21 protein-coding genes are annotated in these 24,416 nt (G+C 37.5%); 14 read left to right on the top strand and 7 right to left on the bottom strand.

The window, feature by feature from the left end; translation table 11 throughout:
- Nucleotides 1–64: 64 nt before the first annotated feature.
- The 4 genes from ACJJVW_RS13645 to ACJJVW_RS13630 all read left to right on the top strand — a co-directional run bounded on the left by ACJJVW_RS13645 (nucleotide 65) and on the right by ACJJVW_RS13630 (nucleotide 3,676).
- Nucleotides 65–976: a helix-turn-helix domain-containing protein gene (locus tag ACJJVW_RS13645; protein WP_379953093.1), complete on the top strand. Its 912-nt coding sequence runs from the start codon at nucleotides 65–67 to the stop codon at nucleotides 974–976.
- A gap of 1 nt (nucleotide 977) precedes the next feature.
- On the top strand, nucleotides 978–1,484 hold the full coding sequence (locus tag ACJJVW_RS13640) for a hypothetical protein (protein WP_379953092.1): 507 nt from the start codon (nucleotides 978–980) through the stop codon (nucleotides 1,482–1,484).
- Between the two features lie 189 nt (nucleotides 1,485–1,673).
- The gene (locus ACJJVW_RS13635; RefSeq protein ID WP_405252563.1) at nucleotides 1,674–2,993 is read left to right on the top strand and encodes an MFS transporter; all 1,320 of its coding nucleotides are present in this window, start codon (nucleotides 1,674–1,676) and stop codon (nucleotides 2,991–2,993) included.
- 164 nt (nucleotides 2,994–3,157) lie between these two features.
- The gene (locus ACJJVW_RS13630) at nucleotides 3,158–3,676 is read left to right on the top strand and encodes a hypothetical protein (protein WP_405252561.1); all 519 of its coding nucleotides are present in this window, start codon (nucleotides 3,158–3,160) and stop codon (nucleotides 3,674–3,676) included.
- On the opposite strand, the gene ACJJVW_RS13625 is transcribed toward ACJJVW_RS13630, so the two are convergent.
- Nucleotides 3,677–5,773, bottom strand: a complete 2,097-nt coding sequence (locus tag ACJJVW_RS13625) for a M1 family metallopeptidase (RefSeq protein WP_405252559.1) — start codon at nucleotides 5,771–5,773, stop codon at nucleotides 3,677–3,679.
- 82 nt (nucleotides 5,774–5,855) lie between these two features.
- On the opposite strand from ACJJVW_RS13625, the gene recG reads away from it, so the two are divergent.
- The gene (recG, locus tag ACJJVW_RS13620) at nucleotides 5,856–7,958 is read left to right on the top strand and encodes an ATP-dependent DNA helicase RecG (RefSeq protein WP_405252557.1); all 2,103 of its coding nucleotides are present in this window, start codon (nucleotides 5,856–5,858) and stop codon (nucleotides 7,956–7,958) included.
- Here the strand turns inward: recG and ACJJVW_RS13615 are convergent, their stop codons facing one another.
- Nucleotides 7,959–9,206: a TlpA family protein disulfide reductase gene (locus ACJJVW_RS13615; RefSeq protein ID WP_405252555.1), complete on the bottom strand. Its 1,248-nt coding sequence runs from the start codon at nucleotides 9,204–9,206 to the stop codon at nucleotides 7,959–7,961.
- Nucleotides 9,207–9,498: 292 nt separating this feature from the next.
- On the opposite strand from ACJJVW_RS13615, the gene pheT reads away from it, so the two are divergent.
- From pheT to ACJJVW_RS13600, 3 genes are all read left to right on the top strand, one after another.
- Nucleotides 9,499–11,925 carry a phenylalanine--tRNA ligase subunit beta gene (pheT, locus tag ACJJVW_RS13610; RefSeq protein WP_405252553.1) on the top strand — a complete coding sequence of 809 codons (2,427 nt, stop codon included), beginning with the start codon at nucleotides 9,499–9,501 and terminating at the stop codon, nucleotides 11,923–11,925.
- A gap of 168 nt (nucleotides 11,926–12,093) precedes the next feature.
- Entirely contained in the window at nucleotides 12,094–12,816 is a 723-nt protein-coding gene (locus ACJJVW_RS13605) for a hypothetical protein (RefSeq protein WP_339844902.1), read from the top strand.
- Between the two features lie 17 nt (nucleotides 12,817–12,833).
- Nucleotides 12,834–13,358, top strand: coding sequence for a putative signal transducing protein (locus tag ACJJVW_RS13600; RefSeq protein WP_405252550.1), 525 nt, complete (start codon nucleotides 12,834–12,836; stop codon nucleotides 13,356–13,358).
- Between the two features lie 2 nt (nucleotides 13,359–13,360).
- Here ACJJVW_RS13600 and ACJJVW_RS13595 read toward each other — a convergent pair whose 3' ends face one another.
- Nucleotides 13,361–14,980 (bottom strand): ABC-F family ATP-binding cassette domain-containing protein, encoded by a 1,620-nt coding sequence (locus ACJJVW_RS13595; protein WP_108878637.1) that lies wholly within the window; start codon nucleotides 14,978–14,980, stop codon nucleotides 13,361–13,363.
- A gap of 164 nt (nucleotides 14,981–15,144) precedes the next feature.
- Between ACJJVW_RS13595 and ACJJVW_RS13590 the strand changes: the two genes are divergently transcribed.
- Nucleotides 15,145–16,548 (top strand): TlpA family protein disulfide reductase, encoded by a 1,404-nt coding sequence (locus ACJJVW_RS13590; protein WP_405252547.1) that lies wholly within the window; start codon nucleotides 15,145–15,147, stop codon nucleotides 16,546–16,548.
- Nucleotides 16,549–16,622: 74 nt separating this feature from the next.
- Here the strand turns inward: ACJJVW_RS13590 and fsa are convergent, their stop codons facing one another.
- From fsa to ACJJVW_RS13570, 4 genes are all read right to left on the bottom strand, one after another.
- Nucleotides 16,623–17,279 (bottom strand): fructose-6-phosphate aldolase, encoded by a 657-nt coding sequence (gene fsa / locus ACJJVW_RS13585; RefSeq protein WP_108878635.1) that lies wholly within the window; start codon nucleotides 17,277–17,279, stop codon nucleotides 16,623–16,625.
- Nucleotides 17,280–17,360: 81 nt separating this feature from the next.
- Nucleotides 17,361–18,164, bottom strand: coding sequence for an SDR family oxidoreductase (locus ACJJVW_RS13580; protein ID WP_405252544.1), 804 nt, complete (start codon nucleotides 18,162–18,164; stop codon nucleotides 17,361–17,363).
- Nucleotides 18,165–18,338: 174 nt separating this feature from the next.
- Nucleotides 18,339–18,785, bottom strand: coding sequence for a thioredoxin family protein (locus ACJJVW_RS13575; RefSeq protein WP_405252541.1), 447 nt, complete (start codon nucleotides 18,783–18,785; stop codon nucleotides 18,339–18,341).
- Nucleotides 18,786–18,882: 97 nt separating this feature from the next.
- Nucleotides 18,883–19,515: an NAD(P)H-dependent oxidoreductase gene (locus ACJJVW_RS13570; RefSeq protein WP_405253108.1), complete on the bottom strand. Its 633-nt coding sequence runs from the start codon at nucleotides 19,513–19,515 to the stop codon at nucleotides 18,883–18,885.
- A 90-nt stretch (nucleotides 19,516–19,605) separates the two neighbouring features.
- Here ACJJVW_RS13570 and ACJJVW_RS13565 point away from each other — a divergent pair, with 90 nt between their 5' ends.
- From ACJJVW_RS13565 to dnaN, 5 genes are all read left to right on the top strand, one after another.
- The gene (locus ACJJVW_RS13565; RefSeq protein ID WP_339844914.1) at nucleotides 19,606–20,001 is read left to right on the top strand and encodes an acyl-CoA thioesterase; all 396 of its coding nucleotides are present in this window, start codon (nucleotides 19,606–19,608) and stop codon (nucleotides 19,999–20,001) included.
- On the top strand, nucleotides 20,001–20,669 hold the full coding sequence (locus tag ACJJVW_RS13560; RefSeq protein ID WP_339844917.1) for an ElyC/SanA/YdcF family protein: 669 nt from the start codon (nucleotides 20,001–20,003) through the stop codon (nucleotides 20,667–20,669). The genes ACJJVW_RS13565 and ACJJVW_RS13560 overlap by 1 nt, the downstream gene beginning before the upstream one ends.
- 55 nt (nucleotides 20,670–20,724) lie before the next feature.
- Nucleotides 20,725–21,462 (top strand): gliding motility-associated ABC transporter permease subunit GldF, encoded by a 738-nt coding sequence (gene gldF / locus ACJJVW_RS13555; RefSeq protein ID WP_405252539.1) that lies wholly within the window; start codon nucleotides 20,725–20,727, stop codon nucleotides 21,460–21,462.
- Nucleotides 21,459–23,153, top strand: a complete 1,695-nt coding sequence (gene gldG / locus ACJJVW_RS13550) for a gliding motility-associated ABC transporter substrate-binding protein GldG (RefSeq protein ID WP_405252536.1) — start codon at nucleotides 21,459–21,461, stop codon at nucleotides 23,151–23,153. The genes gldF and gldG overlap by 4 nt, the downstream gene beginning before the upstream one ends.
- Before the next feature lie 118 nt (nucleotides 23,154–23,271).
- The gene (gene dnaN, locus ACJJVW_RS13545; RefSeq protein WP_108878628.1) at nucleotides 23,272–24,390 is read left to right on the top strand and encodes a DNA polymerase III subunit beta; all 1,119 of its coding nucleotides are present in this window, start codon (nucleotides 23,272–23,274) and stop codon (nucleotides 24,388–24,390) included.
- Nucleotides 24,391–24,416: the final 26 nt, after the last annotated feature.

Genomic DNA, 24,416 nt, shown 5'->3' with positions numbered 1-24,416 from the left:
TTAATTACTTAAATTATAGAAGGTTTATTGACTTTCGGATGTATCATTAATTTCACGACTCATCATGCAACATTTTAAAACACTATCTGCGTATTTAGAATATATAGAACTACCAATGCCAGAGCACCCTATGTTAAGCGTTTTTACTACACATGGAGATGGGTTTTTACCTTGCCCAAAAGATAGTTCTCCTCCAATCACAAATGACTGTTATAGCATAAGTCTCAAAAAAATAATGAAAGGCGAGCTCAATTATGGTCGCACTACCTATGATTTTACAAATGGTGCACTTATATGTATCGCTCCGCGGCAGGTATTACAATGGGATAATAGCGTAGTATATGATCAAAAGGGATTTTCTATTAATTTTCATCAAGATTTTTTAAACGGTACAGAGCTAGCAAAGCAAATCAAATTGTATGGTTTCTTCTCTTATTCTGTAAATGAAGCTTTACACCTATCTCCTAAGGAAGAAAAGCAGATGATATCCATTGTAGATAACATAGCGCTTGAATACAACAATAATCAAGATGCATTTAGTAAAGATATTATCATATCACAACTAAGCACGCTCCTTAAATATGCAAACCGCTTTTATGAAAGACAGTTCATAAACCGAAAAAAACTATCTAATGATCTTCTTAAATTATTTAATAATTACTTAAATCAATATTTTGAATCTGGCCAGCTACAAGAAAAAGGAATCCCTAGTATAGATGATATTGCGACCCATCTATCTGTATCAAAGCGCTACCTAAGTGATACGCTTAAAAAGGAAACAGGTAAAACCTCTACAGAGCATATACAACTTTACCTAATAGACGAAGCCAAGAATGTTTTATTAGATCCGCATAAGACCATCTCGCAAGTAGCTTATGATCTTGGGTTTGAGTATCCAGCTTACTTCTCTAGATTATTCAAAAAGAAAGAAGGAATGAGTCCGAGTACATATAGACAAAAACACCAAATGAATTAATATGGAAATTTTAAAAATTGCCATTGAGTGGGCAAAAGCTGAAGTCTTTTCTTCAAAATTTTTTATCCTTTTTGCCATACTGTTTATAGCTGGGAGCGTGGGATTTTGGCACCTAGGAAAAACAGAAATTGCAAAAGCATATATTATCCCAACTGCAGTAGCCGGAGCATTACTCTTGGTTGTAGGTACTGGTATACTCTATGCAAATAATAAAAGAATTACAAGTTTTGAAACGGACTATAACACCAATACTACAGCATTTATAGCATCCGAAATTAAGCGTACAGAAAAGTCTATGAACGAGTACAAATTAATAGTTTTTAAAGTAATTCCTATTATTATAGTTGCTGCAGCTTTACTTATCGTATTCATTGACAAAAACAACTGGAGGGCTAGTTGCATTACAACTATCGCAATGATGCTTGTAATATTACTTATAGATAGTAACGCAAATGAAAGGTTAAAGGAATATCATAGACAATTACAGATTGATGTTACACAGTCATAAATTATAATCCAGCAATAATATACACCTCTATTAAGTTACTAGCATACTCGTATTCAAATACCATTATTTCACTAGTAGTACGCTTTCGCGAAAGCGCACTAATCCATCAATAACTTCCATTAAAGACTGAAAGACATAATAAACGTATATTTATCGCTTTGTTATTATGTAATTTTCTCAATACGCTTTATGCCATCATCTTCCCTCAATAATCTCTACAAGTACTTAAATAATGAAGGCGATGAGCGGGTTTGTAAAGGCATTACAGATGAGGCCTGTAAACATGTTGCTACAAACTACTTTAGTATACTCTTTACACACACCTTTACAAAACTAGGTGATACACTAAGTAATCCTAAAACAGTGCTCACATGGCTCATGAATTATGTGGGAGCACCGGTTTTTCTCATAAGTCTCATTGTCCCTATACGTGAGTCTGGTGCGCTTATCCCGCAAGTTGCTATCTCAAATTACGTAAAAAAGAAACCCATACGTAAGTACATATGGGTGCTAGGTGCTATTATTCAAGGTCTTGCTATTGCTGCAATAGGGATTGTGGCATTACAATTTGAAAAACAAACTGCAGGGTGGTTAATTATTATATGTTTAATCATTTTTAGCCTTGCGCGTGCTCTAGCTTCTGTGAGTTCTAAGGATGTAAAAGGAAAAACTATCCCAAAAACGAGGAGAGGAAAATTAGGAGGATATACCTCCTCATTTGCTGGTATTTTAGTTCTTGCTGCAGGCTTGTACATTACCTATAAGTCTAAAACTAATGAGGATATACAGTTTTATACAAACCTCATATTTTTTGCAGCTTCCATGTGGATCATTGCAGCGGTGATTTATGCTTTTATAAAAGAATTTCCAACAGACATTACAGCAGACAAGAGTGAGCAAAACAGTATTCTAGATAATATTAAACTACTTAAAGAAGATAGCCACCTAAGAAACTTCGTCATTGCAAGATCGTTACTACTCTGCTCTGCCCTATCTGCACCGTTTTACGTCACATTAGCACAAAATAACGTTGAGGGAACTAGCTATCTCTTAGGGTTACTCATTATCTCAAATGGACTTGCATCTATTGTGAGTTCGCCATCTTGGGGAAAACTGGCAGATAAATCTAGTAAAAATACGATGGCATATGCAGTTACTATAGCCTCGCTTTGCGGTATTGTACTAGTCATTCTTGTAAGCTTTTCATCTAGTTTAAAAGCACAGTTATGGTTATATCCCTTGGCTTTCTTTATCCTCGGTATTGCGCACAGTGGGGTGCGTCAAGGTAGAAAAACATATGTTTTAGATATGGCAAAGGGTAATGAAAGAACAAATTATGTCTCTGTAAGTAACACCATCATAGGGATCATTTTGCTTTTTACAGGAGGATTGAGCGCTGTGCTATCCTTGATATCCGTAGAGGTTGTTATCGTTGTACTATCTATTTTAGGCTTTTGGGGTGCCATAAAAAGCTACCGCTTACCTAATGTCGAAAAAGTGAACGGGTAATTATGAGCCAACTTATTACTGAGTTCTCATTTCAAATCTAATGGCATGGGTTGATGCAAATCCAATTTTCGCGAAAGCGAATAATCACATCCCATTTGGTTGCATACTAAAAAGCAAGTAAGTTTGTTATTCATCCAGAACATAGCAACCAGAACCTACTTATCATGACACAAGACCTTACTAATCTAGCCTTTAACCTTCTACCCGCAGTGATCGTTGCGTTGCTGGCATATTACTTTTTTAGCCAATACATAAAGGAGCAAGATGGACAACGCAGATTTCAACTTCATAAAGCCAATCAGGCAAATGCGTTACCTCAAAAATTACAAGCCTATGAACGTATAACGCTATTTCTTGAGCGAATCTCCCCAGGCAATCTAGTATCGCGTGTAAAGCCTTACAGTGATGATGCAAATGAATATGAAGCGCTTTTATTACGAACCATTACAGAGGAATTTGAGCATAACTTATCACAGCAAATCTATATTACTCAAGAGTGCTGGAACGTGGTGCGCACTGCCAAAAGTACAACTGCAGCCCTCATACGTAAAACGAATATGAGTGATAAAGTGGATACCAGTGATAAATTGCGTGAGACCATCTTACGTGATCTTATGGACACCCCAGCTCCTAGCGACACGGCTTTACAATTTATCAAGCAAGAAGTAAGCGAGATTATCTAATTATAACGCCATTATACGTTGCAAATAAGCGATTTCTTGTTCTGAGAGGTCGCTTTTTATATTTAGAAGCATAGCGGCTATTTTTGGACTTTCAAGGGCATTAGTAAGTAGCTTTCTTGCGCTTTCGCGAAAACGCCAAACGTGATGTACACTAGCTTCTATAAGATTATGCAGGCTCTCCTCCTCATAAGACCCTAGCTGTCTTAAATAGTTAAATGCATTCTCCCGTAGCTGATACGGTTGAGATGGCGCTGTATAACCTATAAGCTCTTTATAACGAGCTAAAGATTCTTCAGGCTTATATTGTGGTGTCGCGAGGGATAACGCAAGCCACAGCGTTCTTATATTGCCATCTGCAAACCCCAGCTGATTATCCATAAGGTCGAGTACTTTACGTTGTGACTTAGGGTCATTGCGCTGCTGGTGATATACCCACAATTTAATCATGGCCTGCTCACGTGTGATATAACTCTTATCACTAAGTAGTTCATAAAACTCAAGTACCAGCGCTTCTGGAACTTGCTCAAGCGAACTAGCGATAGCTTGTCTTATAAAAACATTCTCTGTTTCCATGGCGCTTTTATATGCCGGAAGCGTAGCATTTATTGATTCTTGTGAGAGTTGGTAGATTGCCTCAGCGCCTAGATAATCGTTATCTGTAGCTATGGCATTCATAAGCGCTGTAAACTTAGAAGAAAGCGCCACTGCTCTACCCGACTGCAATTGGAAATACTGCTGCATGAATGCGTTTTCCTTGAGGGAAGCAAGCGCTTCCTCAGCTTGAAAAGCGCTCTGATACAACCAGTTTTTCTTAAATGCAGTGAGATCCACGCTTGTTACTGCGGCCACTTCTGCCATAAATAGGTCCGTTGTTACGTTTCTGTAAGCATATTTAGTCAGGTAATTTCTTACTGCGGTATCAAAAGCTTCGGTTCCTAATTGTTTTCGTAGTATATGCACTGCCCACGCGCCTTTTTGATAATACGTGAGGCTACTCCCTCCAGCAGCTACGAGTCTCTGCCCTTCGCCCATATCGCTGAGTTCACGCAGTTGCTCTGCGGTTTCAAAAAGCTTGAAATAAAAATAATCATCACCAAAAATCTCACGCTCTGCTAGCAATGCGTAATACGTAGCAAATCCTTCATGCAGCCAGTGATGCTCGCTGCTAGTTTCTGTTACTAAATCTCCAAACCATTGATGCGCCAACTCGTGTGCGTTTACATTTACATAATTGCGATCTGTAAAGCCTATCTCATCCACCATAAAACTATCTGAAAACACAGTGATACTTGCGTTTTCCATCCCTGCATATAGAAAATCCTTTACGGGAACTTGCTTATAATCTTGAAAAGGAAATGGTACTCCAATTGTGGTTTCTAAGAAGTCAAAAATCTCTTTAGAGTGTTTGTAAGTGGTCGCGACTTTGAGCGAATCCTCAGGGCGATAATAATATTCTAGCGGAACACCAGAACTAGCAGTCTCGCTTTTCATAACATAATCTCCTGCTACGAGCGCAACGAGATAGCTAGAAATAGGCTGTTGCATATCAAAAGAAGAAAATAGAGCCCCATAATCCTTTAAAACTCTATTTCCTATTCCATTTGCTATAATCGTCTTGCTATTATGTCCAGCTACTTTTAAGTCAAAAACAATCTTATCGTTCATATCATCTATACTCGGTAACCAGTGTGATGTGTACTTTCCCTGTCCCTGCGTCCAGAATTCTTTTTTGCCGTTATTATTTATAAAATATGCCGCTTGTGATGGTTTCACTTGGTAATCAAATAGGGCTTTGTAAGTCGTACCTGCCTTAAATTCCCCAGTGAGCACAATGGTACTATCTGTAGCAGTGACAGTGATTGACGGTGTTTTATCTACAACCTTCATTGCGACGCCATCCATGACTACTTGATCTACATTTTGTAATATCGTAAATGTAGTTTCAACGGATCCTAAAATGGATTTACTGTCAAAATCTAAAGACAAGGATGCATTGATGGTCTTAAAATCAACAGTAGCGGTTTGTGCAGATATCTCTTGAGAATACGCTTTCGCGAAAGCGCAACAAGTGATTATAAACAGGAATAGGTATTTCATATTTTAAAAATAACAACTTTTAAGCCACTATCTTTTAAATATCAATTCGAAAATCTGAATTAAAGACCTTATTTTTACTTTAATGAATCCCACTTTTTTACAAACTCCCATAGATTACCTCAAAGGCGTAGGTCCTAACAGAGCAGATTTGCTCCGTTCTGAGCTGGGTATTCATACCTTTCAAGACCTGATGCACTTGTTTCCTAATCGATATATCGATAAAACGCAGTATTACAAAATAGGCGAACTAGAACGTAATAATGCCGATGTGCAAATAATAGGTAAGTTTTCAGGACTCAAAATGATAGAGGGAAAAGGGCGACGACTCGTTGCTACTTTTAAAGATGAAACTGGGCAAATGGAGCTTGTGTGGTTTAGAGGACATAAGTGGATTAGGGAGAGTATAAAGCTCAATACTCCTTATGTAATTTTTGGAAAATGTAATTATTACAATGGTAATTTTTCCATGCCTCATCCAGAAATGGAGCTACTTGCAGATCATGAAAAAAGTATCAAATCTGCGATGCAACCGGTCTATCCATCTACCGAAAAATTGAGCAATCGAGGAGTCACAAATAAGGTGGTAAATGGTGTGATGCAAACCCTCTTTTTAGAGTGTAAAAATCACCTCTTTGAGAGCCTCTCAAAACCCATCTTAACTGAACTTAAATTGATGCCAAAAAGAGAGGCACTTTTGAACGTTCATTTCCCGCAATCTCAAGAGCATTTAGCAAGGGCACAATACCGCTTAAAATTTGAAGAATTTTTTTACATTCAGCTACAATTAGCATTCAAAAATGTTAACCATAAAACTAAAATAAAAGGGTATCCATTTGAGAAAATAGGACCTAATTTCACCACCTTTTATAACGACCATTTACCCTTTGAATTGACAGGTGCACAAAAACGAGTGCTCAAAGAAATACGTCATGATCTAGGTACAAATGCACAGATGAATCGTCTTTTACAAGGAGATGTAGGTTCTGGAAAAACTATTGTGGCATTCATGTCAATGCTTATGGCACTTGACAACGGTTTTCAAGCTTGTTTAATGGCGCCTACTGCCATCCTGGCAGTGCAGCACTACCACGGTTTAAAAGAATTATGTAAAGAACTGAATACCAGTATATCACTACTACAAGGTTCAACCAAAACTTCAGAACGTAAAATCATACACGAACAGCTTGAAAATGGCGAGTTAAACATCCTTATCGGGACTCATGCACTGCTAGAAGACAAGGTGAAATTTAAGAATCTTGGGCTTGCTGTGATAGATGAGCAACACCGTTTTGGGGTAAAACAACGAAGTAAATTATGGCATAAAAACGAGTACCCTCCACATGTACTTGTGATGACCGCCACCCCTATTCCGCGCACCCTCGCCATGACCGTTTACGGTGATCTAGATGTGAGTGTTATAGACGAACTTCCACCTGGTAGAAAGTCCATAAAAACAGTGCATAGATATGACTCAAATAGGCTCAAAGTTTTCAAGTTTATTAGAGACGAAATTGCACTAGGAAGACAGGTCTATATTGTGTACCCATTAATCCAAGAATCTGAGGCAATGGATTACAAAGATTTGATGGATGGATATGAAAGTATTTCGCGAGAATTTCCCATGCCAAAATATCAAATTTCCATCGTCCACGGACAAATGAAACCAACCGATAAGGAGATTGAAATGAATCGTTTTATCAAAGGCGAAACACAAATCATGGTCGCCACTACCGTTATTGAAGTTGGCGTAAATGTTCCCAACGCCTCAGTGATGATTATAGAAAGCGCAGAACGTTTTGGTTTAAGTCAGCTACACCAATTACGTGGTCGTGTAGGTCGTGGTGCAGAGCAGAGTTACTGTATCCTGATGACTAGTCATAAGTTGTCAAGTGACAGTAAAGTGCGTTTAGAAACGATGACACGCACCAATGATGGTTTTGAGATTGCCGAGGTTGACCTCAAGCTACGTGGTCCTGGTGATATTACAGGAACTCAACAAAGTGGCGCCTTAAACCTCAAGATAGCCGATATTATAAGAGATAATGATATTCTTAAAGTAGCCCGAAGCTATGCGTGGGCTGTGGTTAAGGATGACCCTACGTTCAAAAAGGAAGAAAATCAAATTGTGCGATTCATGTATGCCCAGATGATGAAGTTTAAGAATATCTGGAGTTACATATCTTAATTACTCAGCTAGCAGCTGCGCTACAAATTCTTCAAACTCCTTTTTAAACTCGAGGTGCTTCTCCCCTGTTGCAGTACCGTTATATCCAGTGTGGATGCGTCTCACAGTTCCTTTCTTATCTACAAAAATGAGTGTAGGATATGAAAGCACATGATTAAGCATAGGTAGCTTTTCGGCAGCCTTTTTCTTATCAGAATCTCCCCATTGCGCTAGAAGTATCGGATACGGAATGTCTAATCGTTCTTGCATACGCTTAATGCTCGCAAACGCCTTCTCCTTAGTGGGCGCATATTCAAAAGCCAAAGAAACTACCTCAAGATCATCTGATGGAAATTCTTTCAAATATTGTTTTATAAATTTTGATTCTTCCAAGCAATTAGGACACCACGTACCCATAAGTTTAACGAGTACTACCTTATTTTTAAATCGCTTGTCTTCTAGTGACACCACTTCCCCACTGCTATCCGGAAAAGAAAATGCAAGTCTATCATACCCCTCTTTTAAATAAGTCAAGGTGTTTGCATCTGGAAGTTCGTAGTTATCATTCTTAGTTGCTACAAACGGCTCTTTCCAGTGATCACCACTATAAAAATGCCCCTGCATTGTACTATCTGTTACAGTTGCTACAAAAAGAAAAGCATGAGCCCCGTCAAAAGTAGAAAGCCTTAGTTCATCTCCGTTTATTCTCCCTTCTAGATATCTATAATCACCCGTTGTAGTTCTAAAAGTACCCGTAACAATATCACCATCTGACTTAAAAGTACCTTTAGCGATGTATCGATCGTCGGCATTATCTGGACTAAAAACAGTCTCCCAACTACCATCTACCTTAACATTCGCTGTATTCTCGCTTAATACTTCGGCTGAGGAAACAAAACGTTCTTTTACTCCGTAATTCATTGTAAACGGTACCACTCGATCAAGACTTGGCTTTATAAAAGAGCCCGTTATTTGATTTCCGCTTTCGCGAAAGCGTCCCGCAAAATACCCTTCAAAAACAGGAGTTTGGATACGTATACTATCGCCATTAATCACAATCTCGTCCACCTCTATGCGCTCCTCTGCGTTATAAATGGTAATAGTTCCATCATCATTTGCCTCAAATATAAAGGGAAGTTCTTCTTGATCTTGAACAGCTAGTGTAGCTCTCCAAAAGCCTGAATTCAACGTTTGAGGAGTGATTACTACATTGTCTTGCTTACAAGAAAGAATGCTAATAAATGAGATGAGAATAAGTATCTGTTTCATAAATCAAAGATATACCAACACAGTCTCATTCTTTTAAAGTGCCTTACAGAAGTTTTAAATAGTAAGCTACGCATAAAGTCTCACCGCCTAGTAATTAGAAAATGCCAAACACCTACAAAACAGCGTTTATTGTCATCAATTATCGAGATGACGTGTTGCTAAAACACGCTTTGGCGAAACTAGTTCCTTATTCACTTCGAGAAGCCTAAAAAAACTACTGAGATACTCGCTCATCTGCTTTGCTCACTAGCTAGGTTATTCTATCTTTGACGTCTTAAAATCGCAACGTTTTATGAAGATTTCTTACAACTGGCTTAAGCAGTTTATCGATATAGATTGGAGTGCCGAAAAAACCGGAAACCTCCTTACAGACCTAGGTCTAGAAATTGAAGGAATAGACACCTACCAAAGTGTAAAAGGTGGTCTAGAAGGAATTGTAATAGGTCACGTACTTACTTGTGTCCAGCATGAAAATGCAGATAAACTCAAAGTAACCACCGTAGATATAGGTGCAGATAAACCTGTACAAATAGTATGTGGGGCTCCTAATGTAGCAGCAGGACAGAAAGTGCCAGTAGCGACTATAGGAACTACACTTTATACAGAAGAAGGTGAAGCCTGGAAAATAAAGAAAGGCAAAATACGCGGTGAAGAATCTCACGGAATGATCTGTGCAGAAGATGAGCTAGGATTAGGAAAGAGCCACGATGGAATTATGGTTCTTAGTGAGGATCTTATCCCCGGAACACCAGCCGCCGAAGTTTTTGATATAGAAAATGATCAAGTTTTTGAAATAGGACTCACACCTAACCGTGCAGATGCAATGAGCCACTGGGGTGTTGCCCGTGATCTTAAGGCCGGTTTATTACAACATGAGGTTAATAAAGGCCTTATCACTCCATCTACGTCTTCTTTTAAAATTGAGAAGCGCTTGCACAAAATTGATGTTCAAGTACTAGATGCAGAAAAAGCACCTCGCTATGCGGGAGTCGTAATAAGCGACTTAAAAGTGAGCGAATCTCCAGAGTGGTTAAAGCACAGACTTAAAGCAATAGGCCTCTCTCCTATTAACAATATTGTAGATGTGACTAATTATGTATTGCATGATCTAGGACAACCGCTACACGCTTTTGATTTAAACAAGATTGCAGGAGATAAAATCGAAGTGCGCACTGTAGAAGCAGGTACTAAGTTTACTACACTAGACGGTGTAGAACGTGAGTTACACGAAGACGACTTGATGATCTGTGACGCAGAGAAACCTATGTGTATTGCAGGAGTTTTTGGTGGAGCCCACAGCGGAGTTACAGAAAACACCTCTGCTATATTTTTAGAAAGCGCCTATTTTAATCCTGTTGCTGTACGTAAGACAGCTAAACGTCATGGTTTAAATACAGATGCATCTTTCCGTTTTGAAAGAGGTATCGATCCTAATATCGCAGAGTATGCTCTTACTAGAGCTGCGCTTCTTATTATGGAAATTGCTGGTGGAGAAATTACTAGCGAGATTGTAGATATTTACCCAAAGAAAATAGAAGACCAGCAGGTGTTCTTAAACTTTGATAATGCTACAAAACTTATAGGAGAAGAACTTCCAAAAGAAGTTATTAAAGGAATTTTGATGTCACTAGATATCAAAATCAATAACGTTACAGAAAGCGGTATCGGGATGACCATACCTGCTTTTAGAAACGATGTAACTCGCGAGGCAGATGTTATAGAAGAAATTCTAAGAGTGTATGGCTATAACAATATCACCTTTGGTAAAAAGCTTAATGCTACGGTGTCTTCAAGTTCAAAATTTGACGATCACAAAGTAAGCGACGTGATAGGAAACCAACTTGCCGCTCAAGGTTTTTATGAGATGATGGCAAATAGTCTTACTACACCAGCATATACAGCACTTTCTGAAAATCTTAAGGAGGAGCATCAAGTTGAGATGCTTAATCCGCTAGGGAAAGAATTGAGTGTGATGAGACAGTCTATGTTATTTTCTGGACTAGAAGCTATCTCATACAACGTAAACCGTCGTAGAGGAAACATTAAACTCTTTGAGTTTGGTAAAACGTACCATAACTATACAGAAGAGCGCAAGGAAGATAAGCACCTTGCCCTCTTTGTTACTGGAAGTCGCACCGAAGAATCATGGACTAACCCTACCACTCCTACTAACTTCTATTACCTAAAAGGTGTGGTAAGCGCTGTACTAGAAAAGTTAGGGATTAATAAAGTTCGATCTTCTGCAGTGAAGAATGATATTTTTTCTGAGGCCGTAGGACTTTCTCTAGGAAAGCAACAAGTAGTAAGCTACGGTATCGTTAAGAAAAGTATCCTTAAGAAATTTGACTTATCACAAGATGTGTATTATGCAGATTTTAACTGGGATGCTATTTTAGAGATTGCTGCTCGTAATAATGTCAAATTTAAGGACATTCCAAAATACCCTTCTGTACGTCGTGACTTTGCTCTTTTACTGGATGCAAATGTTCAGTTTGAAGATATAGCAACCATTGCAAAGCAAACCGAGAAGCAACTACTTAAAGATGTAAATCTTTTTGACGTTTATGAAGGTGAAAATCTTCCTGAAGGCAAGAAAAGTTATGCAGTAAGCTTCTTGTTACAAGACGAAAACAAGACACTTACCGATAAGCAGATAGACAAAACGATGAATAAACTGCAACAGCGATTTGAAAAAGAGCTAGGAGCTACACTTCGATAGTAAGGTAGCTGTACTATTTTGAAGCTCTTAGATACATCAAGTATCTAAGAGCTTTTTTTTGGCTCATATTTTCTTAACTGTTTTGTTTAATTAATACATAAATCACCTAGTATCAATTATTCCCATTGACATTATCGCATTTGTATTGTATCTTTAAAAGAAAAAAAGATGCTATTATCCAGAACCAACATTCACGAAAAGTTACTTCGTGAGCGCAGTAAAAGTGAGCAAGAACAAGATATCCTAGCACAAGTACAACAGGTTTTTGATCAAGACCGCTTTCGCGAAAGCGGAATCCTCAAAACCCTAAATGGAGCTTCTGAGGCAGGTTATAATGAGTTTGACTTTGACTTACTTGAGACCTCAAAAATCTTCCACATTAAACAAATAGAGAAAATATGTGTAGACTATAGACTGCGTTTTCTCGATACCAAATACTTTAAAGGAAAATATCCTCAAGAAGTACTAGATAATATTAAGTACCTAGAAAATACGCATCACACGGAGCTTGATGGTTTTAAAATCATTGCACCTTCAAAAATGTTTGTGCTAGAAAAAGCAGATGACCCATTATTATTTGCTCCTATGGGTAATGGTTATTACTATTTAATACACCAGTGGGGTAATGATCTCAATCCTTTTAGAAAGCAATGGGCATGGTCATTTAAGTCTGTTGAGAACCTAATAGTCACGACTGTACTTATTAGTTTAATCGCCACGCTTTTAACACCAGACGGTCTTTTTACAAAGAATCAAGATTTTGGTCAAGATATTATGGTATTTTTCTTTATGTTTAAGTCCATCGGAGCAGTAGTTCTATTTTATGCATTTGCATTAGGTAAGAACTTCAACAAAGCGATATGGAATAGTAAATACGACAAAACAAGATAAACTTACCAATATAATTTATGAGCATACTTCCAGACTCTCGTTATGAAAAAATCCACACTGGGTCTATCATAGAAATAAAAAGATTACAGGCCATTCTAGAGGAAAAAGACATCCCTAGTATAGTGAGAGATGATAACGAGAGTGCAAAGCTGGCAGGCTATGCGCTAGGCTCTCCTGATCAATCTAGATTGCTTGTTGACAAAGAGTATCTGGTAAAGGCAAAACATATTGTAGAAATTGCTCTTGAAGACTTTTCAAACAACGCACTATCTGACGAGGAATTAAATAATCTATCGCAACAAGAAGCGCCGAAAGTAACAATCAATAGAATCACAAGACCAGCACCAGAAAAGAAAAATCCAGAATTATCTTCTGGCCGTCTTCTCTTATATGTATTTTTCTTAGGACTCTCTATCTGGAGACTCTCACCGTTACTTCAGGGTGAAGAGCTTCCTACTTTGCGCATTGTGCTAAGTGGAGGCCTCATTGTTTTTTGTAGCTATATGCTCATTACACACTTTATGAACAAGAGTAAGGCTTAGCCTTACTCATACATTGCCATACGTTGTTCTTTTATGCTCTTGTCGCTCATGTACTCATCAAAGTTCATGTAGCGATCTATAACACCCTTAGGCGTTAATTCTATCACACGGTTACCTACCGTGCTCGCAAACTCATGATCATGTGTTGTAAGCATCACAGTGCCCTTAAAGTTTTTAAGTGCATTGTTAAACGCTGTAATTGATTCTAGATCCAAGTGGTTAGTAGGTTCATCTACCATAAGGATATTTGCACGCTTCATCATCATTTTTGAAATCATGCAACGTACCTTCTCCCCTCCTGAAAGGACATTAGACATTTTAAGCGCCTCTTCTCCAGAGAAAATCATTTTACCAAGAAAACCTCTTAAGAAAACCTCTTCTCTTTCTTCTTCTGTTTGCGCATACTGACGTAACCAGTCTACAAGATTGAGTGTTCCATCTTGAAAGTAAGATGCATTATCTAGTGGCAAGTAAGATTGTGTAGTAGTCACTCCAAAATCAAAAGTCCCACTATCTGCTTGCTGGTTACCATTGATAATCTCATAAAAAGCAGATGTTGCACGGCTATCTCTTGAGAATAACACTGCCTTATCTCCTTTATTTAAGTTCATATCTACTCCCTTAAATAGGACTTCACCATCTAAAGTAGCGGTTAGACCAGCACAGTTAAAAATCTGATCTCCAGCCTCACGATCTCTATCGAAAATAATTCCAGGATAACGACGACTAGAAGGTCTAATCTCTTCTATATCTAGCTTATCAATCATCTTCTTACGAGATGTTGCCTGCTTAGATTTTGCAACGTTTGCAGAGAAACGAGCAATAAATTCTTGAAGTTCTTTTTTCTTTTCTTCAGACTTTTTATTCTGTTGTGCACGTTGTCTTGCTGCTAGTTGAGAAGACTCATACCAGAAAGTATAGTTACCACTGTAGTGCGTGATTTTATTGTGATCAATATCTGAAATGTGTGTACACACAGCATCAAGGAAGTGACGGTCATGCGATACAACAATCACACAGTTGTCATAGTTTGCAAGGAAATTCTCTAACCAAGAGATTGTCTCATAATCCAGGTCGTTTGTAGGCTCATCCATGATAAGCACATCTGGATTTCCAAAAAGCGCTTGTGCAATAAGCACACGTACACGTTGCTTTCCATCAAGATCTGCCATCATTGTATAATGATGCTCTTCTTTGATTCCTAGGTTAGAAAGCATGGTTGCAGCATTACTATCTGCATTCCACCCATTCATTTCCTCAAATTTTACTTGAAGCTCTCCGATACGATCTGCATTTTCATCCGTATAGTCTGCATACAGTGCATCGATTTCTGCTTTAATTTCATAAAGAGGCTTGTTACCCATCACCACTGTCTCAAGGACATTATACTCATCATAAGCATAGTGGTTTTGCTCTAGTACAGACATACGCTTTCCAGCCTCTAGATGCACGTGACCAGAGGTAGGATCTTGTTGACCTGTAAGTATTTTTAAAAAGGTAGACTTTCCTGCACCGTTTGCACCTATGATGCCGTAACAGTTACCGTTAAGAAATGAAGTGTTAACTTCATCAAATAAAACGCGCTTACCAAATTGAACTGAAAGATTAGAGACTGATAACATAAAAAACTTCTATTTTGAGCGTGCAAAAATACCTATAATTAAAGAAAGTTTAATCATAACAAACACAAAATGCTTTTAACGATATGTTAACAACATGCAAAAGTCATTAAAGTTACTTTTGGAAATAGCCATATAAGCTACCTTTTTAGTGTAAATTGACCTTTATGAAGTACCTCCTAACATTAGTTATTCTATCCACCACCCTTACTAGCTGCGTTTTTGACGAAGATGACAAATCTCAAGGGACATATCTAGGTGGGCAGATTATTAACCCTGTACAGAGTTATGTGCTGCTACGTAAGGGAGAAGTAGTTACTGATAGTATTCCACTAGACAGAAGAAATAGGTTTCTATATAAATTTGACAATTTTCAACCAGGACTTTACAGACTAGAACATGGAGAACATCAACTTGTTCATATAGAAGAAGGAGACAGTATATTATTGAGAGTAAACACTAAAGATTTTGATGAGTCACTTAGTTTTTCTGGATATGGGGCGGAAAAGAGTACTTTTTTACTAGACATGTATTTGCATTGGGAGAGTGAAAACGAAAGCATCAAGAAAAAATATCAAAAAAACCCAAAGAACTTTCAGAAGACACTAGATTCTATGGCGATTACTCATAAAGAGGAATTAGATAAGTTTTTGCTTGATAAGGATTATTCGGATGAATTTATTGAAATAGCAACATCTGTAACAGAATTTGATAATTACCAGCGTAAAGAATGGTATCCATTTGCTCACTATGGGAAAGACAAGTTATCCTTCATTGATAGCTTACCTAATGATTTTTATAGCTTTCGCGAAAGCATAGATATAAACAATCCCAATCTTGAAGAATTATATAGTTTTAGAAGATATCTTGCTTCTTACATTAATAACCTAACCTACCTTCGTTATGGAAAGGAGAACGATTATAATCGCACTTCATACATACACAATCACCACCAGATAGCGGTTATAGATAGCCTTATCAACAACAAAGACCTTAAGGAGCGACTCTTATCTCAAATGTCACGTATTTTTATAGCAAACAGCAATAATCTAGACGAAGTAGATAAGCTTTTTGACGAAATAAAAGAAGTCTCTACTTCTGATGAAACGGTTGCACTAGTCGATGCGTTATATGACAATAACAAATCTATGCAAGCAGGAAATATGATTCCTGATGTCATGATTGTAGGTGCAGATTCTGGTATGAATACTCTATCTAGTCGCATCACAAAGCCTACGGTATTATTTTTCTGGTCTTATTTGAGAATGGCTCACATGGACAATTCTCATGCTAAAGCTCGCGAGTTGCAAGTAAAGTATCCTGAGTTTAATTTTATAGCGATTAATGTGAATACAGAGCATAATAAATGGATGCTTCACTTAAAGAAAAATGACTTTGATGAGTCTAAAGAATATAGACTTTCAAAACCAGAGCAAGCTAGAAAACAACTTGTGCTCAATGATATTAACAAGACCATCGTGCTTGATAAAGACGGGAAGATCTTAAATAGTCACGCAAACTTGCACAACTCTAAATTTGAAAACGAACTACTGGCTTATTTAAATCAATAGCCAACCTGTTATAGAAATAAAAAACCCCTTTTACTTTTCAGTAAATGGGGTTTTTTATTGGTGGGAAACAAGGATTAGTTATTACCCTTCTCGTAGTCTGCTAAGAATTTTGCAAGACCGCTATCTGTAAGTGGGTGCTTTAATAATCCTTCTATAGATGATAAAGGTCCCGTCATTACATCTGCTCCTATTTTTGCACAATCTATAACGTGCATTGTGTGGCGTACGGATGCTGCTAGAATTTGAGTTTCAAACATATAGTTATCATAAATGTGACGAATCTCTGCAATAAGATTTAATCCATCTGTTGAGATATCATCTAATCTTCCTATAAATGGAGAAACATATGTTGCACCAGCCTTAGCCGCTAGTAAAGCTTGTCCACATGAGAATACTAGTGTACAGTTTGTACGTATTCCTTTATCAGAAAAATATTTTATAGCCTTAATACCATCCTTAATCATAGGTACTTTTACTACGATTTGCTCGTGTAACGCAGCAAGCTCCTCCCCTTCTTTTACCATCTCGTCATAAGTGGTAGCAATTACTTCTGCACTTACGTCTCCTGTTACAATCTCACAGATATCTACGTAATGTTGTAATATATTTTCACGTCCAGTAATGCCTTCTTTGGCCATTAATGATGGATTTGTAGTAACACCATCAAGAACTCCTAGATCTTGTGCTTCTTTAATTTGGTCAAGGTTTGCTGTATCTATAAAAAATTTCATAGTCTTTTCTTTTTATGATTATACACAAATGTAGCTAAAAGTGATGTGCAGAAGCTAAGAGCGTGTTTAATTGTTTGTTAACTAAAGTTTATAATGATTAAGAAGTAGTTTTTCATACCATGTATCTGGCAGTATGCGCTTGAGCGCAATACTAAAACGCTGCATAAAGAATCCTACGCGATAATGTACTTTAGGGTTTTTAGACTCCATCACACGTTTCACCACTTTTGCCATGATTATCGTATCCATTCCTTCATCTACATGCGCATCCATTAATGAAAGTGTATTCTTATAATTCTCTTTATATGGGGAGTTTTCAAGTACTGGTGCGTGGTAACGGCCTGCAGCAATATTAGTAGCAAAATCTCCAGGCGCAACCGTAGTCATCTTTACATTAAATTCTTTAAGCTCCATACGGTACGCCTCTGTAGTAATCCCCAAGGCACCCTTGGTCGCAGAGTAGATACCTCTATATGGTAATCCCATATATCCTGCTATTGAGGTAATATTAATTATCATACCGCTGCGCTGTTTACGCATCGTAGGCAAGACAGCTTTTATTACTTCTAGAGCTCCAAAATAATTAGTCTCAAAGACTCTTTTAATTTCGGCATCTGGTGTTTCCTCTAGAGGACCCGTAATACCCATTCCAGCATTGTTAATCAGGTAGTCTAATCTCCCTTCCTTTTCTAATACAGACGTCACAGCAGCCGCAATAGTCGCTGGTTTTGTAACATCTAGCGCAACCATATGTACTCCTTTTTCTATATTATTTTTTGGGTTACGGCTCGTTCCATATACAGTATACGACTGGTTTACAAGATACTGAGCAATGGCTAAACCTATTCCTGAGGAAGCCCCAGTGATTAAAACTACTTTTGACATAAATCTATTTAAAGGTGGTCAAAGATAAGAAGTTCACTTATTGTTAATTAGAACAAGAGAGATTTTGTTAGCAGTATCTTTTTAATGGAGGATTTGAGGGTTACGCTTTCGCGAAAGCATAAAAAAACGCTCAGCACATGCCGAACGTTTTATATATGATTGTAAAATCTTCTACTATCTGGTACGTCTTGCTTTATTAAAAAATGCGTAGTAAGGTGCTGTATCTCTGAGCATACTATATCCAGAAACTTCATCCTTTCTTCTACCATTTGAGTCTAGTAAGAGTACAGTAGGAAAAGATTTATCCTTATTGTATTTGTCTTGAAGCTTCATATTCTTCTTCTTTTGTTCTGGAGAAATGATATCTTCCCTAAAAGGGATATCTACCTCAAGCAACACAAAATCGTCTGCTTGTTGTATAAACTCATCCGTCTCCCAAAGATCTTTCTTAAGCATTTTGCAAGGTCCACACCAATCACTACCTGTAAAATACATGATAATAGGCTTTCCCTGGCGCTGCGCTACCTTTTTTGCTTTGTCAAAATCAGTATACCATTTAGCTTCCTGAGCTTGTAATGTTACTGTCGAAATAAAGAATAATAAAAATGCTATATGTTTCATTGTACTAAAATTAGGGCTACTGCAAAGTTATAAACTTTTAGAAAATAACAAGAATCCTGCCACAATATTGTGTTACAGCCCTATATTCTGTGGAAAGTTACAAATCAAGGACCGCATTGTCCAAGGTTTTGCGCACTTTTTTCATAGTAGAAAACATATCATCTTCTGCTCTATAGCCTATAGGCATTACTAAAACAGACTGCAATCCTTTATTTGTAAGATCAAAAAACTCATCATATCCTTCTGGAGAAAAACCTTCCATGGGGCACGCATCTATTTCTTCAATCGCACAAACGGTAAGCAAATTACCCATAGCAAGATATGCTTGTTTCGAAGCCCATAAGTCATTATCCGCATTTGTAGCGCTTTTAAAATGATCAAGAAGATAATTCTTAAATGGCTTTATAATTTCTTCTGGCGTATTTCTGATTTCTTTTACGTTATCAAAATAGTTTTCTACATAATGTTCATCCACCTGCTTTTCAATACAGAAAATGAGTACATGTAAAGCATCTGCTACTTGTCGCTGGTTCATTGATAAAGGAACGAGAGCTTCTTGTTTCTCTTTATTACTTACTACAACTAATCGCACTGGCTGTAGCCCAAAGCTAGTAGCAGTGAGGTTAAATGCGTTTTTTACAATCGCTATTTTTGATTCTGGAAGTATGCGCGTGTTGTCAAACTTTTTAGTCGCATATCTCCATTTTAAAGCTTCTATTACTTGTGGCATTTGTTCTATTTTAAGACCTTGCAAAGATACACTTAGAAGTACGTACTGCACATATTTTGTCTAGTAATTATATAAAATGATTAAACAAGCATGATTACTCTTGAAGAACGTATTGAAAACTCTGTAACTCGCATCTTTAAAGCGGTGTTTCCTAATACTACAAATCATTACGATACCCTTTTTGGCGGGACTGCAATGCATATGATGGACGAAGCAGCTTTTATATGCGCCACACGCTTTAGCCGAAAGAAAGTAGTTACCATATCTACTAGCCAAATAGACTTTACTAAAGCCATTCCGCAAGGAACTATCGTAGAATTAATTGCTCGTATTGAAAAAGTAGGCAATACAAGCTGCGTAGTACGCGTTGAGATTTATAAAGAAGATATGTACAATTATGACCGCGAACTGGCAGTAGCTGGAACGTTTACCTTTGTTGCTATCAATGATGAAAAGAAACCTATTAAAATAATAGATAACGCTTAGTGCTCAAACATCTAAAGAAATTTATTGCCGTCGCTCTCATTGGGATTATCCTCCTTATTTGTGGAGTGCTCGGACTTTCTCACCATATTGAATCAAGTACAAAGAATCAAACTTTTACTCGTAGCTCAAAAGTGCCAGAAGCCTACACAGCAATAGTATTAGGTGCTAGCGTGAGAGCAAATGGCAATCTATCAACGATGCTAGAAGACCGTGTGGCAAGTGCTCTCAAATTATATAATGAAGGCAAAGTAAAACGTTTTCTACTTTCTGGAGACAACGGCACTGCTTCTTATAATGAGCCTAAAGCAATGAAAGCATACCTTATGGACAAAGGCGTTCCAGAGGATGATATCTTTCTAGATTATGCCGGCTTTGACACTTATGATAGTATGTATAGAGCAAGTTCTGTTTTCAACGTTAAAGAGGCTATTGTGGTTACTCAAGAATTTCACTTGCCACGAGCACTATATATCGCAAATAAATTAGGCCTTACGTACTATGGATTTGTGGGTGACAAACGTACCTACCAGAGAGAAAGCGCAAATAAGCGCAGAGAATTACTAGCAAATGTAAAAGCTTTTCTGGAGTTGACTATAAATAAAGAACCTACATACTTAGGTGCAAAAATCCCAATTAATGGACCACCACAGTCGAGCTATCCTCAATAAATAATTTCTAAAAAATTAAAAACTACAGTACATTTACTTTTTAAAACAAATCACTTTGTTCGCTATACTTAAAAAAGAAATATCCTCATTTTTTTCCTCGGCAATTGGGTATCTGGTTATTGGGTTATTTCTCGTAGTTACCGGTTTATTTCTATGGATTTTTCAAGGGCCTTTTAATATCACAGAGACTGGATTTGCAGATCTCGCACCGTTCTTCCAGATTGCACCTTGGATATTTATATTTCTTATTCCAGCGATTACTATGCGCAGTTTTAGTGAAGAACAAAAAGTAGGCACCTTAGAACTGTTACTCACAAAACCTATTTCTAAACTCCAGTTAACACTAGGAAAATTTTTAGGAGCATTTGCTCTTATCATACTTGCTATCATACCCACACTTATTTATGTAGTTGCAATTTACCAACTGGGTAATCCCGTGGGAAACCTTGATGTAGGAGTAACCATAGGCAGTTATATAGGACTAATGCTTCTAGCTGCAACATTTACGGCAATAGGCATATTTGCATCTAGCCTTACAGATAATCAAATCATAGCTTTTATAATCGCCGTGTTCTTAAGCTTCTTTTTATATTTTGGACTTGAAGGCATAGCAGCATTTAGTACAACAAGCAGCGTGAGAGATTTCATTAATTTAATGGGTATCCAATCGCATTATACCAGCATAAGCCGCGGTGTGGTAGATACTAGAGATCTCATTTACTTTATTAGTGTAACCGCATTCTTTATCATTATTACGATGATGAAACTGCATAAAAGGAGTACACTTTCGTGAAAAATTTAAAATACATACTATCACTTCTTCTTGTAATTATCGGCCTATTTATAATTAACATTATAGGTTCGCTAGTTCACAAACGCTATGACCTAACACAAGATCAACGCTACAGTTTAAGTGATCCTACGCTTGATTTATTAGATCAAATAGACAGTCCGCTTATTATTGATGTTTTTCTAGAAGGAAATTTTCCTGCGGAGTTTAAAAAACTTCAAAACGAGACGCGTTACCTGCTAGAAGAAATGCAAGCCTATAATGATAACATTAGGTTCGAATTTTCAAACCCCGTAGAAGAAGGAGAAAATGTAGCCGAAGTTGCGGGACAATTCAATGAATTTGGGATGACTACCATCCCTCTCAAAGTAAAAGAAAACGGAAAAGAAACCACGCAAACTATTTTTCCGTGGGCTACTATAAACTTCAATGACAAGGCAGTACCGGTAGGACTTGTAAAGAATGTAGTAGGCGCTTCTCCAGAGCAACTCGTATACGCTTCTATACAAAACCTTGAATACGTATTTGCCGAAAGTTTACACAGCACTCTTAATGCTAAGTCTAAGCGTATTGCTGTATTGAGAGATAATGGCGAGCTACCAGATGCAAATATTGCAGATATGTTTCGTAAACTGGGTTACACTTACAATATTGCACCTTTCCCGATGGAATTTGCAAATCAAGATCCAGATAAAGCGCTCAAAGCTTTACAAAACACCTTTGATCTAGTAGTTATTGCAAAGCCCACAAAAGCATTTACAGATAAGCAGAAGTATGTGATTGATCAATATATCATGAACGGTGGTAACAGCCTTTGGATGCTAGATGCTGTAGCCATGGAAGATGATAGTCTTCGCAATGATCAAGGTAAAACCATTGCTTTCCCTAGAGATATTAATCTAGATGACCAACTATTTAAATATGGTATTAGAGTAGACCCATCCTTAGTAGTAGACCTCTACTCTGCCCCACTTAGTGTTGCTTCTGGTGACGGCAGTGATGCTCAGTACATACAGTTACCATGGTTGTATAGACCGCAAGTACCTAGTATGAATACGCATCCCATAAATACTAATATTGAAAAGCCTGTTCTTTTCAATTATGCAAATCCTATCACTTTATTAGACAACAATAGAGGCGTAAATAAAACAGTCTTATTGCAGTCTAGTATTTATACTAAAATAGAAAGTACGCCACGAGAAATCTCTCTCGGCCAGGTAGATATTGAACCTTTAGAAAGTGATTTTCAAAGCGGACAGCAACCACTTGCCGTTCTACTAGAAGGCTCGTTTAATTCGGCTTTTACTAATAGAGTATTACCAGATGGAAGTGATAAAAGTAATTTTCGCGAAAGCGCACAAAAAAATCCTAAGCTTATACTCATAGCCGATGGTGATATAATCTCAAATAGTCTCGATGCACGCGGGCAACCACTAGAATTAGGATTTGATTATTATACAAGAACCAGCTATGGGAATAAAGAGTTTTTGCTCAATGCGATTAACTATCTCCTTGATGACACTGGGCTTATTAACATACGCAGTAAAGAAATTGCGCTTCCTTTTCTTGATATGAAAAAGACAGCACAAAGTATGACCACGTGGCAAGTCTTTACTATTGGGCTTCCGCTGGCTATTTTGCTTATCTTTGGTCTCATCTACAACGCAATTAGGAAACGTCGTTACGCACGCTAGATGTTGATAAGTTAATTATAAAAGCCGTCGCATTTAAAATATATTTGTAAGTAGTGAGTGAAGCATAAATTGCGTCACTTTCAGTACCATTTTATTGTATTGCAAAACCTAACTTTCTATGAAATTTATAGTCTCTAGTACATACCTCCTTAAACAATTACAAGTATTGGGTGGTGTGATAAATAATAGTAACACCCTACCTATACTCGATAATTTCCTTTTTGAACTAGATGGAAATACACTCACAGTTTCTGCATCAGATCTAGAAACTACGATGACATCAAAATTAGATGTGGAGTCTAGTGATAATGGTGCGATTGCGTTACCAGCTCGTTTACTTCTTGACACGCTTAAGACGTTTCCAGAGCAACCACTTACGTTTACACAGCACGAGAATAATACGGTAGAGATAAGCTCTAACCATGGTAAATATGCACTCGCATATGCAGATGGAGCAGAGTTTCCTAATGCAGTATCACTAGAAGATCCTAGTGTTGTAAAAATACCTGGAAGTGTACTAGCTACCGCAATAAGCAATACTATTTTTGCTACAGGAAATGATGATTTACGTCCAGTAATGAGTGGTGTATTTTTTCAGTTTGGTACAGATGGACTTACGTTTGTAGCAACAGATGCTCACAAGCTTGTAAAGTATGGTCGCACAGACGTTGTGGCTTCTCAAGCGGCAGAATTTATCATGCCTAAGAAACCACTTAACTTGCTTAAGGGAATACTTTCTACTTCTGACGATGAAATCGCTGTAGAGTATAATGAGAGTAATGCAAAGTTTACATTTGATAATGTGGAGCTTGTATGTCGTCTTATTGATGGTAAATACCCTAACTATGAAGCGGTAATCCCAAAAGAGAATCCAAACAGACTTACTATAGATCGTAATCAGTTTTTAAACTCTGTACGTCGTGTTTCTATTTTCTCAAATAAAACTACACACCAGATTCGTTTAAAAATCGCTGGAGCAGAGCTTAATATTTCTGCAGAAGACATCGATTACAGTAACAAAGCAGAAGAGCGTCTTACTTGTGATTATCAAGGTGATGATATGCAAATAGGCTTCAACTCTCGTTTCTTAACAGAGATGCTTAATAATATGAATGCAAATGATGTTTCACTAGAAATGTCACTACCTAATAGAGCAGGCATCCTTACTCCAGTAGATGGACTAGATGAAGGAGAGCAAGTTACAATGCTCGTAATGCCAGTAATGCTTAACAACTAAGATTTCATATCTTAATAATAACGAGG

Source organism: Dokdonia sp. Asnod3-C12, assembly GCF_045063975.1.
Taxonomy (GTDB): Bacteria; Bacteroidota; Bacteroidia; order Flavobacteriales; family Flavobacteriaceae; genus Dokdonia.
Note: the sequence above shows the minus strand (reverse complement) of the source record. Positions and strands in the feature narration are given on the sequence as shown.

What these genes read in the sequence shown, in the direction of transcription:
- ACJJVW_RS13645 (WP_379953093.1), top strand. Translation starts at nt 65, where the DNA reads ATGCAACATTTTAAAACACTATCTGCGTATTTAGAATATATAGAACTA.
- ACJJVW_RS13635 (WP_405252563.1), top strand. Translation starts at nt 1,674, where the DNA reads ATGCCATCATCTTCCCTCAATAATCTCTACAAGTACTTAAATAATGAA.
- ACJJVW_RS13640 (WP_379953092.1), top strand. Translation starts at nt 978, where the DNA reads ATGGAAATTTTAAAAATTGCCATTGAGTGGGCAAAAGCTGAAGTCTTT.
- recG (WP_405252557.1), top strand. Translation starts at nt 5,856, where the DNA reads ATGAATCCCACTTTTTTACAAACTCCCATAGATTACCTCAAAGGCGTA.
- ACJJVW_RS13590 (WP_405252547.1), top strand. Translation starts at nt 15,145, where the DNA reads ATGAAGTACCTCCTAACATTAGTTATTCTATCCACCACCCTTACTAGC.
- fsa (WP_108878635.1), bottom strand. Translation starts at nt 17,279, where the DNA reads ATGAAATTTTTTATAGATACAGCAAACCTTGACCAAATTAAAGAAGCA.
- ACJJVW_RS13625 (WP_405252559.1), bottom strand. Translation starts at nt 5,773, where the DNA reads ATGAAATACCTATTCCTGTTTATAATCACTTGTTGCGCTTTCGCGAAA.
- ACJJVW_RS13615 (WP_405252555.1), bottom strand. Translation starts at nt 9,206, where the DNA reads ATGAAACAGATACTTATTCTCATCTCATTTATTAGCATTCTTTCTTGT.
- ACJJVW_RS13565 (WP_339844914.1), top strand. Translation starts at nt 19,606, where the DNA reads ATGATTACTCTTGAAGAACGTATTGAAAACTCTGTAACTCGCATCTTT.
- ACJJVW_RS13575 (WP_405252541.1), bottom strand. Translation starts at nt 18,785, where the DNA reads ATGAAACATATAGCATTTTTATTATTCTTTATTTCGACAGTAACATTA.
- ACJJVW_RS13570 (WP_405253108.1), bottom strand. Translation starts at nt 19,515, where the DNA reads ATGCCACAAGTAATAGAAGCTTTAAAATGGAGATATGCGACTAAAAAG.
- ACJJVW_RS13600 (WP_405252550.1), top strand. Translation starts at nt 12,834, where the DNA reads ATGAGCATACTTCCAGACTCTCGTTATGAAAAAATCCACACTGGGTCT.
- ACJJVW_RS13580 (WP_405252544.1), bottom strand. Translation starts at nt 18,164, where the DNA reads ATGTCAAAAGTAGTTTTAATCACTGGGGCTTCCTCAGGAATAGGTTTA.
- ACJJVW_RS13630 (WP_405252561.1), top strand. Translation starts at nt 3,158, where the DNA reads ATGACACAAGACCTTACTAATCTAGCCTTTAACCTTCTACCCGCAGTG.
- pheT (WP_405252553.1), top strand. Translation starts at nt 9,499, where the DNA reads ATGAAGATTTCTTACAACTGGCTTAAGCAGTTTATCGATATAGATTGG.
- dnaN (WP_108878628.1), top strand. Translation starts at nt 23,272, where the DNA reads ATGAAATTTATAGTCTCTAGTACATACCTCCTTAAACAATTACAAGTA.
- ACJJVW_RS13605 (WP_339844902.1), top strand. Translation starts at nt 12,094, where the DNA reads ATGCTATTATCCAGAACCAACATTCACGAAAAGTTACTTCGTGAGCGC.
- ACJJVW_RS13595 (WP_108878637.1), bottom strand. Translation starts at nt 14,980, where the DNA reads ATGTTATCAGTCTCTAATCTTTCAGTTCAATTTGGTAAGCGCGTTTTA.